Genomic DNA, 10,305 nt, shown 5'->3' on the forward strand with positions numbered 1-10,305 from the left:
GAGGGTTGACGTTTAATATAAGGCGAGACAACAGATGAATGAAACATTTCGACCTGATGAATGCGATTCATAGACGGGTTTCATTGCTATCGAAATAAGATTTCTTATTTAATATGGTTGGATAGTGTAAAGAAATAATAAATTTAGGAAATGAAAGCGCTTTTATTTAATTTGTAAGGTGTTGGAGTACTTTCAAATCAAGATTTAAGGTCGTAGATTCTAAATTAATTAAGATATTATATCAATCAACCTTATTTATTTAATCAAAAAAATGATGCGTAAAACATTCATAACACTTGCTCTGTTTCTTGTGTTTAGCCATATGGCATGGGCAGATCCTCAGGAAATAAGCAGTGGAGACACTGCTTGGATGCTGTTATCTGCGGCATTGGTTTTGCTGATGACGCCTGCACTTGCTTTTTTTTATGGCGGCTTGGTTCGTTCCAAGAACGTTCTCAACACCATGTCCATGAGTTTTTCGGCCTTGGGGTTTGTTGGGATCGCATGGATAGCGGTTGGCTATACAATGGCATTTGGTGCAGGAAACCTGTTTCTTGGAGACTTTAACTTTGCCTTTTTCAACAATGTTACCACTGCGGCAGATAATACGGGTTTAGGCGTAGGCGCAATTACCATCCCGCATTTGCTATTCGCGCTTTATCAAGGTACTTTTGCAATTATTACAGCCGCGCTTATTTCAGGCGCTGTTGTAGAGCGGATGAAGTTTCCAGCTTACATCGCTTTTATCACCTTGTGGGCCGTTTTGGTGTATGCGCCTATGGCCCACTGGGTTTGGGGTGGCGGTATCATGGCAAAAATCGGTGATTTGATGGGCGGCTCTTTTGTCAGTCTTTTTGCTTTAGATTTTGCTGGTGGAACGGTGGTTCATATCAATGCAGCGGTTGCTGCAGTAGTGGTAGCACTGATGGTTGGTCCAAGGAAGGACTATGCAAAAAAAGCAATCTTGCCGCATAATGTCCCGTTTGTATTATTGGGTGCTGCCCTCTTGTGGCTTGGCTGGTTCGGGTTTAATGCTGGAAGTGCATGGGCTTCGGGCGAATTGGCCGCTGTTGCTTTTGTCAATACTGCTGTTGCACCAATGGCTACACTCGTCGCCTGGAACTTATTGGATATTTTTAAAAAGGGCCATGCCACAGCCGTTGGAACTGCCACAGCCATCGTGGTTGGTTTGGTAGCCATTACACCTGCTGCAGGATTTGTGTCCACCTCTAATGCGATCCTTATTGGATTAATTGCAGCTTTCCCTTGCTACTTTGCGATTGAGTATCGGGCTAAAACAAAATTAGATGATTCCTTGGATGTTTTGGCTGCTCATGGAGTTGGAGGATTTACGGGTGCCATTCTCACGGGTGTTTTTGCTCAAAAATCGGTTAATGCTGCTGGATTGGACGGTTTGTTATACGGCAACCCTGCTCAGTTGGTCATCCAATTTGTTGCAATCTTGGTTGCGATTGTCTTTAGTGCCGTTATGACGTACCTATTGGTGAAGTTGGTCGGGCTGGTTTTACCTATTCGTCCCAACGAAAAAGAAGAAGGATTGGGGATGGACATTACCCAGCATGGCGAGGAAGCCTATACGTCTGGCGAAGGAGCCATTCTGGTTTTAGACTCGGAACTTCAGTCAGTTGAGGCTCCCGCGCCGGTTCGTGAATTTCGTCCGGCACTCACCTAAATAATCACCTATGGTGAACGAAGTATGTACTGATTAAACAAATTTATAAATAGGTACTTGTATGAAACTGATAGTTGCCATGATCCGCCCTGAAAAGCTAAATGATGTGCTTAGGGCCTTGTATAAAATTGATGTACGCGGCTTTACAACCTCAAAGGTAGAAGGCCATGGTGCCGAAGCCGAGGTCGTTCAAACCTATCGCGGAACGACCGTAAAAATGACACTGAACGAAAAAGTTCGGCTAGAAATAGGCGTATCGGAGTCTTTTGTGGAACGAACGGTGGAGGCCATTATGAGTGCGGCTCGAACGGGTGAAGTTGGGGATGGTAAAATCTTCGTACTCCCACTAGATAAGGTTTATCGTATCCGAACAGGGGAAGAAGATGCAGCGGCTGTTACACCGGTTCCGCTCTCTATCTAATGCAACAATAGTTCTTGGTGTGCTTACAGGCAGATGACCAATTCGGTTATTTGCCTGTTTTCTTTTGGTATAATGTGAGGTTGCTGGGAAATTCGGGGATTTTCTCAAGACATGTAGTAGATTTGGAACAATTTCTCAAAAAAAGAAATTTCTTTACATAATACCTTTGTATTTCTGAATTGCATCTAATTCACATGCCAGATTTTATTTTATATAATAGCCTGACCAGAAAAGAACAATCCATTAAATTGATAGAGTCTGGGCATTTAAGGTTTTACTCTTGTGGCCCCACCGTCTATTCTTATGCACATATTGGGAACTTTCGAACATTCCTGACGGCAGACCTCGTTGTTCGGACGGCAGAAGCACTCGGTTGGCAAGTCACTTATGTGACCAATATTACAGATGTTGGCCACCTTACCGATGATGACCATGCGGATGCCATAGGCGAAGATAAAATGGCCAAAGCCCTTCGGTCGAAGGAAGGTGAACTCTTTGCAAATGTCTGGGACCTCGCACGGTTCTATACCGATGCTTTTGTAGAAGAATGGCAGCAACTTAACCTCCGAAAGCCCTTTGTCCGCCCACGTGCAACCGAGCACATGCGAGAACAAATTGAAGCAATTCAATCACTTATTAAAACTGGACATGCTTACGAAACACCAGATGCCGTCTATTTTTCGGTACCGAGTTTTAAGGCATACGGTCAACTTTCTGGCAATACCCGTGCAGATGCATTGGAAGAGGGGGTACGGGATGTCGTAAAAGACACTAACAAACGGGATCCCAGAGATTTTGCGTTGTGGAAAAAAGATGATAAACACCTGATGCAATGGTTTTCTCCATGGGGGTGGGGATTTCCCGGATGGCACTTAGAATGTTCGGTAATGGCAATGAAGTATCTGGGGGAAACATTTGACATTCACGGTGGCGGCGAAGACCTTGCGTTCCCTCATCACGAATGCGAAATTGCACAATCAGAGGCACTAACTGGAAAACCCTTTGCAAATTATTGGGTACACACCCGCTTTTTGCAAGTTGAAGGCCAGAAAATGTCTAAGTCTTTAGGCAATTTTTATAGGGTAAAGGACTTAGTAGCACCAGATACAGAGGGTGGAAAAGGGTTTGACCCACTTGCTTTACGGCTTGCTTTGCTTTCTGGCCATTATGGGAAACCTTTTAATTTTACGATTCAGAACCTGAAAGACGCGGCCAAAATCGTTCGCCGCTACCAAGACGCTTGGAGCCTCGTAGAAGAAATACTGCACTCCGACAAACCAAACGGGACAGACTTTCTGGGTAAACGGTTGAATGAAAACTATGATGCAATTCTTTTGGCAATGACCCAAAACCTGAATACACCCGAAGCCCTTGCAAAGGCCCACGCGGGTCAGAAAATGGTTCAAGGCGCGCTGTCTGGAATGGGAAGGGAAGCCGCTAAACAAGCTTCAAATTGGTTTCAAAAAGTTAATGCCCTATTGGGATTTATTCGCCGTGACCCAACCTCAAACGAAACCGATGACACAACCGACGCTGATATGGAAGCAGCCCAAGCACTTGCGCAACTTATAGACGCTGCTCGTAGTCAAAAAGATTTTGCACGTGCGGATGCGATCCGTGCAGATTTACTCGAAAAAGGATTCGAAGTCAGGACTACTAAAGAAGGAAGCAAGGTAACTAAGAAGCTATCCTGAAACTTCGGCTCTAGCGAACGTTACGGAAGCGAAACCATACCACGTCTCAATGCGCACAGCCAATTATATGGGCGTAGCAGGGTGTCGAAAATAAAATGGCAATGGGATACACGGGCTGTGACCTCAACGAGCATGTCCACTTCTGGCCGTTCGTGCCCGTCCGAGAACTGGAGGAGTCTTTGAAAAGAACATCGTGTTTAATCATGATCGCAATACGGTTTCGGTTACCCTAAGATCCACGAAATTGTTGTTTATCCTATAGGAGCAACTTCTTTTGTGCGTTAAAACACACCCAATAAAGGAAGCATTGTCCACATGGCGAGTGAAAAAGGTAGTGGTATGATATTTAGGAACTTGGCCTTACGAAGTTCACCTTGCCGCAAATAATACCATGCGCCCAACGAACACCCAATAAAAATAAATGGATAAGGCCAAATAGGCAATACATACATAAAGGCATCTAAGGATGGGCCATCCATGAATGCGCGTCGAGAAAGCCCAACGGCCTGTGGCCAAAAGGGAAGGCCAATTGCATACAATGCCTGAAAAATAATTAACCGAAGTTTTGTTTTCTGGATAGGTGTTCGTTTACTCATGCAACACACAATCAATAGGAAAATAAGGAACGATATTGAAATTGAAACCGCAAAATAGGTTATTCCTTTGGCAGCACTCTGTAGATACGACTGAATTCCGCCAATATCACTTCACGGCACTTCGTGTTATCGTGAAATCTTCACCCTGAACCTGAACAAAATACATGCCATGTGGCAAGCCTGATGTATCTATCTCCCAATGTACCATACCAGTGGCAGGAAGAACCCCATCAAATACTGTTTTAATGGATTGCCCCAGTGTATTGTACAAAATGGCATTTACTTTCTGAGACTTATTCAGATGGAGGTCTATGCTGATTTTTGAAGTAAAGGGGCTTGGATATAGCATAGAAACATAAGACTGATCCGGCATTTCATTGTCGGTTGAGGCAATTGCTGATAGCGTAAAAGTTTTAGAAACGGTTTTCCCCTGATAGATAGCCTCAAATCGCCATGTTCCTGTCGGAGATGCCGGAAGTGAATAGGTCCAATACCAATAAGAAGCCGGATAATACGTATTCATGGTTTGTGACCAACTAAGCCACGTGTTGCCATTAGGCTGAATAAGGCGATAACTCACACTTTGGCCAGCTTGCTGATCACGGAAGTATGCGGCTGTAATTAGTTGTGATCCCGGTGTAAAAACTGTTTTGTCAAAGGTAGATTCCGGTGTTGGGCAGGTGTTAAACACGGGTGGTTTGCTATGTAGTCGTAGTGCATTAATGCCAGAGTCGTAGTAGGTCTTATTTTCTGACCACCAAGAGGAAGTATTGAGTGAATTACAACTTCCAGCATAAGGGTCTATTAGTTTCCCCGCAGGATCATATACTTCAAAGTGTAGATGCGGTCCGGTGGACTTGCCAGAGCTACCAACCAAACCAAGATATTCTCCTTGTGCCACGCTTTGGCCAATGGCTTTTGAGGTAAGTGAACCCCGTTTAAGGTGACCATACCATGTGGTGGACCCATCGGCATGACGAATAAAGACTGCATTCCAATTGGGGTCGGTGGTCCAGTCACATCTTCTGTCATAGTTACCGTCCACTTTTTGCAAGATAACACCCGGTGCAGCGGCAACCACTTCTACACTATTTTGGTCCATGGCCAGCCATTGAAAAGGCCACAGAAAAATATCAGTTCCATTATGTCCATCATACGTTCGAGAGCCACAATTAAAATCACGGATGCCCGTCGTTTTATCTTGATCTACAAAATTGGAGATGCCATAAAGAGCCGGATCCGCGATGTGCGCTGCCGTACGTATCGGCCATCCAAAACTCACCGCTTCGGTTTTTTGTAGAAGAAGTCCTTGCTGGGCAAGGAGGTAGGTTTGGTTCGCCAAATCGGCGTGAATCCTTAAATAATCACCGGACGTCAAGTGATCTTCGGGCAATGAGAGGCTTCCGCCACCATCTTGCGCAGAAAGAAGGTGTGGCAATAATATTAAAATGAGCAGTGGCAACGAACGCATACAAATAAAACATGGGTTAATGGATCACAAACACCCAATATACCCCTCAAAAAGCGTGCGAAAGAAGATTGGCATTCAAAATAAATATATTTTCAGACTCGTTTTTTGTACTTGGGCCTTCTGGTTTCTTAATTTTGAGTCTCTTCCTTTGTAATACCTACCTATGACTACAGAACACAAGACAAACAGGTCGTTGTTTCAACGAGATTTTTTACCCATCACCATTCCACTAATCATCCTATGGCTACTTATATTTGGAGGCGGCCTTGTTTACGATTATTTACATCGAAGTGGTCCATGGAATCCCCAAAACATCTTTGAGATTATCACCCCACCGCTTTTTGGGACGCTCATACCTGCTTTTATCATTGCTTCTCGGTGGTTAGAACTGGAACAGGAAGACATGATGTTGTTTTCGTTCGGTATCGTATTTAGCTTGTTGTTGATGGGAGTGCTGTGGGCTGGCGGGGGAGGAGTATGGGCCCGACTTGCCTTACAATGGATGTTGATGGTTTTGATTTTATACGTTTCTTTAGAAGCCCTCTGGCGCAAACTGAGGAAAAAATGGAAAGAAGTACAATAGAAGTCAACGCATACCAGAACTTACAAATCAAAAAGGCCGTTCTCTCTAGAACTTAAAAAGAGAACGGCCTTTGCTGTAATTGGCTACACCTTCGGATTATTTGCTACCGATGCCACCGCCACCGCCAGAACTCCGGCGAGACTCGTCCTCGGAACCAGTTTTGCGTTGTCGGCTACCTTTTACTTCGTTGGAGCCAAAACGGTAAGAGAACGTAAACCGCAACTGCCGCGCCTCCCAGTTGGAGCCAACGGTGGTGTTGATACCGCCAAACGTGCTGCTTCCTTTGAAACGTAAGGTTCCCAAAACATCCGAAACGGTCACTTTCAGGCTTCCACGGTCATTAAAGAGTTTTTGCGAGACACCCACATCCAAGCCTCCCATAGGCTTGCTTTTAAACGTCCCACCCCAGATAAAGGGGCCATTATAAAAACCGGAAACCTCCGCAGTGGCGTTCTTGCTCAAAGCATAGGTGGATTGTCCATAGAAGGTATAACCAATCGCCGTCAGGTCAATTATTTTTCCTTGCCCGAAATCGGCTTTATAAAACGAACGGTTCACATTAGCGTTTAAGTAGGCATTCCAACCTTTTTTAATCTGAAGGGGGGCACCAATATTCAGGCTCATCACTTCTTGTTTGGCCAAGTTCTTCTGCGTAATGAACGTCCGGTTGGTCTCGGTTGTGTCCATAATCTGGGTAAAGAAGTCGCGGGTACGGCTAAAGCTAAAGGTGGTTGTGTATTTATACTTATAGGTGTGCGCCAAATCTAGTTTGTTGGTGTACTGAGGTTTCAAGAACGCATTTCCTTTTTGGTACGTCAATTCATCGAGTTTATTCTCGAACGGATTCAGTTGTTGATAAGACGGGCGGTCTATCCGGCGAGTGGCCGATACATTGAGCATGTTCTTTGGATTAAGGTTCATGCTAACCGAAGCCGACGGGAAGACATCTAAATAATTACGGGTTACTTCGTCATCGTTTTGTGGCTTGGCGCTGGTAAGTAGGCCTTCCGAATTGGTTTGTTCCAAGCGTAACCCAGCTTGCAGATTGACTTTGGGTGTAAGGCGCTTGCCGTAGTTTACATAGGCCGCATTGATGTTTTCCTTAAAGGTAAATTGATTACTACGGTCTAAGTTTTTTACATCCACATTATTGATCACATCCCAGAAGGTAAACGTATTATCCGTTATAACATAAGACACCTTAAAGCCTAAATCTAATTTTGCTTTCCCAAGTGGTTGGGTATAATCCCCTTTGAGGGTATAAATATCCACATCAGTCGGGGTGCTGTTTTTGTAAATAAATTGGCGTAGAATCGTGGTTTCAGCAGGATTGTAGTAGGTGTTGGGTTGGTAGGAATCACCACGATTCCGGAAACCCCCGCGATCTGCATCCAGGTTAAACTCTTTTTTGGCCCGCGTATCCGCAAATCGGTAGTTCAGGTTTATGTTAAAATTGCTCCGAGAACCAGGAATGCGGTTGGAAGCTACAAGCAATTCTTTTGGGGTATTGTCTAAGTTGAGGATTGGGGTGCGTCCATTGGAAGACCAAGTTCCAGTCGCATAATTACCGTCGGCCATTAGCCCCAAAGTTTTTTTCTTGTCTAAGGTGTAGTCCAATCCCAATTTTAGGTTGGTATTGTTGTAATCGGCCACTGTTTTAGAGGTTTGGTCATATATCTGACCTGCTTGCACGCGGTAAATCAATTGGTCGTTGGCATTGGGGCCGCCATTATGCCCAACCGAGCCAAAAATATTGGTTTTCTCGCTACGGTTGTTGAATGTCATATTTCCGTTATACCGTGTATTTCGACCTTGTGCGCCACCCGTCGAAAAGGTTCCGTTCGTTCCCCAAGCGGTATTTTTCTTCAGCCGGATGTCTATAATGCCCGCATTGCCAGAGGCATCGTAACGGGCCGAAGGATTGGTGATGAGGTCTATCCGATCTACGTTGCTGGACTGCATGGAACGGAGGAAGTTGGCCAAGTCTTTCCCCGTCATCTGCGTTGGGCGGCCATCAATATAGATTTTAACACTGTTCCGGCCTTGAAGGCTAATGTTATCGTCGTTATCAATGGTTACACCTGGTGCTTTCTGGAGCAATTCGAGACCATTGGAGCCTGTTGCATTCGTGGTTCCTTCCACATTCATCGTCACGCGGTCTGGCTCTAACTGTATGAGCGGGCGTTGCCCTGTGATGGTTACTTGCGTACTGTTTTCGACGGGAAGCAGGCGCAGGAGAGGTACCTGAACCTCGTCTCCAGCCTGAACCATAAACGGCTCGGAGGTAGCTGTTTTAGTCCCCACAAACGAGGCGGATACATAATATTGCCCGGCAGCGACCTTGGGTAACAGATAAACCCCTGCGGTATCGGTAAGGGCCCCTTTTACAAAAGCCTTATCCGCACTACGCATGAGCATAACGGTGGCAAACGGCATGGCCTTGCCTTCTGGATCCAGAATTTTCCCACGTACAGAGGATTGATTCTGGGCAAAAACGGGTGTTATAAGAAAACACCATAAAACGAGGGATGCAATACGATGGAGGTTCATTTTCTGTGTGTATTGGTTTGGTTTCAATAAAAAGCACGTAAAAAACGTGTCCCCGACAAAAACCGAGGATGGGCCATGTTGCAAATAAGGAAGCGCTAAGCCAAGTAGGGTGGAAGACAAACGCCTGATAACTGCATAGGGGACAGTGGAGGACGTGTGTTACACGGTTAAAAGAGCGCAGTTGGTTTGGCAACGGGTTTTAACTACGGGAAAGACGGGGAAATGGTTACACCGTTTCTTGAATTGGAGATGAAGGATGTGAAGGAGGCGTTGGGTATGGGTACTCACAGCAGGGTAATAAAACAAATCCTACTCCATAACCCGTACTGAAATGAAAAAGTGGATATACTTGTTGTTTGTGGTTCTTATGCCCCTTACTGGCTGCTCTATGTTTGATACACACGAAGAAAGCGCCCCTTTTATTGGGACGTGGAAAATCGTGGAGGCAGACGAATATCGGCTGGTTTATGAAAAGACCACCCCAAAAGAAGACGCATGGTGGATTACTTTTAAGGGCAATGGGAAAATGGAGATGAACACGTTTGGTTTTTGTGGAACCCCGCCCTTGGTCTATTACAAACTAAAGGGGACTTGGCAATTATCCAAACCCGATAAATTGATCGTCACCTATTCGGAATTCCCGGAACAAAACACAATCCAACAATGGCAAATTCTATCGCATAGTAACAACCGCCTAGAAGTACGGGCAACCTATCTCACCACGCCTTCCTTTGGGCCATACTAAGGCTTCTCGGGCGGTTTCTCGCTCACCCAAACGCGGCCAATGTGGTACTTGCGTGGATAAAGTTTGGTATAATGTAGGTAAAGTTCTGCTTTTCCCGGACGCCGTGCCACAAGCGGATGTGAACGATAAGAACGCTCTTCTTGTGTTTTTTTAGGGTCTATGGGTGGTAAAAGTGACTTCACAACCGTCTCGTCCGAGATTTCTAATCGCAGGTGGGGCGTTTGTTTAAAAACACAATCACTCATGATATCCGTATTAAAACCATACAAAACGCTAAATTTTTCACCAACCACAGCTTTTTTATTATAAAAGTTAGGATGGTAATAGGGAGCATGATTCAAAAATATGTAGGGTAAATTTATGCTCCAAAACACATTAAGAAATTATATAAAAAAGTCATATAAGTACGGTAATAAAATAATTGACTACTATTTTAATACCCCTAAAAATACATGGGTAGAAAATTAGAGATCAATTTAAGCGCAAAACAGCGTGCAGAACTGGAACATGGCTATCGAAATGGCAAGAGCCACGCATTTCGTCAGCGTTGCC

At 44.8% G+C, this 10,305-nt stretch carries 9 protein-coding genes; 5 read left to right on the forward strand and 4 right to left on the reverse strand.

Features of this window, described 5'->3' with window-relative positions; translation table 11 throughout:
* The first annotated feature begins 271 nt into the window (after nucleotides 1–271).
* The 3 genes from JNN12_14580 to JNN12_14590 all read left to right on the forward strand — a co-directional run bounded on the left by JNN12_14580 (nucleotide 272) and on the right by JNN12_14590 (nucleotide 3,808).
* Nucleotides 272–1,693, forward strand: a complete 1,422-nt coding sequence (locus JNN12_14580) for an ammonium transporter (protein ID MBL7979562.1) — start codon at nucleotides 272–274, stop codon at nucleotides 1,691–1,693.
* Between the two features lie 61 nt (nucleotides 1,694–1,754).
* Nucleotides 1,755–2,114, forward strand: a complete 360-nt coding sequence (locus tag JNN12_14585; protein ID MBL7979563.1) for a P-II family nitrogen regulator — start codon at nucleotides 1,755–1,757, stop codon at nucleotides 2,112–2,114.
* Nucleotides 2,115–2,308: 194 nt separating this feature from the next.
* Nucleotides 2,309–3,808, forward strand: coding sequence for a cysteine--tRNA ligase (locus JNN12_14590; protein MBL7979564.1), 1,500 nt, complete (start codon nucleotides 2,309–2,311; stop codon nucleotides 3,806–3,808).
* Nucleotides 3,809–4,089: 281 nt separating this feature from the next.
* Here the strand turns inward: JNN12_14590 and JNN12_14595 are convergent, their stop codons facing one another.
* Both JNN12_14595 and JNN12_14600 read right to left on the reverse strand, forming a co-directional pair.
* Nucleotides 4,090–4,404 (reverse strand): hypothetical protein, encoded by a 315-nt coding sequence (locus JNN12_14595; GenBank protein MBL7979565.1) that lies wholly within the window; start codon nucleotides 4,402–4,404, stop codon nucleotides 4,090–4,092.
* A gap of 106 nt (nucleotides 4,405–4,510) precedes the next feature.
* Entirely contained in the window at nucleotides 4,511–5,875 is a 1,365-nt protein-coding gene (locus JNN12_14600) for a peptidoglycan DD-metalloendopeptidase family protein (protein MBL7979566.1), read from the reverse strand.
* A gap of 163 nt (nucleotides 5,876–6,038) precedes the next feature.
* Between JNN12_14600 and JNN12_14605 the strand changes: the two genes are divergently transcribed.
* Nucleotides 6,039–6,458, forward strand: coding sequence for a hypothetical protein (locus JNN12_14605; protein MBL7979567.1), 420 nt, complete (start codon nucleotides 6,039–6,041; stop codon nucleotides 6,456–6,458).
* A gap of 96 nt (nucleotides 6,459–6,554) precedes the next feature.
* On the opposite strand, the gene JNN12_14610 is transcribed toward JNN12_14605, so the two are convergent.
* Entirely contained in the window at nucleotides 6,555–9,008 is a 2,454-nt protein-coding gene (locus JNN12_14610) for a TonB-dependent receptor (GenBank protein MBL7979568.1), read from the reverse strand.
* A gap of 331 nt (nucleotides 9,009–9,339) precedes the next feature.
* Here JNN12_14610 and JNN12_14615 point away from each other — a divergent pair, with 331 nt between their 5' ends.
* Complete coding sequence (locus JNN12_14615) at nucleotides 9,340–9,753, forward strand: hypothetical protein (GenBank protein MBL7979569.1); 414 nt, start codon at nucleotides 9,340–9,342, stop codon at nucleotides 9,751–9,753.
* On the opposite strand, the gene JNN12_14620 is transcribed toward JNN12_14615, so the two are convergent.
* On the reverse strand, nucleotides 9,750–9,998 hold the full coding sequence (locus tag JNN12_14620) for a hypothetical protein (GenBank protein ID MBL7979570.1): 249 nt from the start codon (nucleotides 9,996–9,998) through the stop codon (nucleotides 9,750–9,752). The genes JNN12_14615 and JNN12_14620 overlap by 4 nt on opposite strands.
* Nucleotides 9,999–10,305: the final 307 nt, after the last annotated feature.

This window comes from Bacteroidetes Order II. bacterium, assembly GCA_016788705.1.
In the GTDB taxonomy this organism is placed as follows: domain Bacteria; phylum Bacteroidota; class Rhodothermia; order Rhodothermales; family UBA2364; genus UBA2364.

Bases quoted from the DNA above. Each gene is read 5' to 3' on its own strand.
- JNN12_14610 (MBL7979568.1), bottom strand. From the start codon at position 9,008: ATGAACCTCCATCGTATTGCATCCCTCGTTTTATGGTGTTTTCTTATA.
- JNN12_14620 (MBL7979570.1), bottom strand. From the start codon at position 9,998: ATGAGTGATTGTGTTTTTAAACAAACGCCCCACCTGCGATTAGAAATC.
- JNN12_14615 (MBL7979569.1), top strand. From the start codon at position 9,340: ATGAAAAAGTGGATATACTTGTTGTTTGTGGTTCTTATGCCCCTTACT.
- JNN12_14585 (MBL7979563.1), top strand. From the start codon at position 1,755: ATGAAACTGATAGTTGCCATGATCCGCCCTGAAAAGCTAAATGATGTG.
- JNN12_14590 (MBL7979564.1), top strand. From the start codon at position 2,309: ATGCCAGATTTTATTTTATATAATAGCCTGACCAGAAAAGAACAATCC.
- JNN12_14595 (MBL7979565.1), bottom strand. From the start codon at position 4,404: ATGAGTAAACGAACACCTATCCAGAAAACAAAACTTCGGTTAATTATT.
- JNN12_14605 (MBL7979567.1), top strand. From the start codon at position 6,039: ATGACTACAGAACACAAGACAAACAGGTCGTTGTTTCAACGAGATTTT.
- JNN12_14580 (MBL7979562.1), top strand. From the start codon at position 272: ATGATGCGTAAAACATTCATAACACTTGCTCTGTTTCTTGTGTTTAGC.
- JNN12_14600 (MBL7979566.1), bottom strand. From the start codon at position 5,875: ATGCGTTCGTTGCCACTGCTCATTTTAATATTATTGCCACACCTTCTT.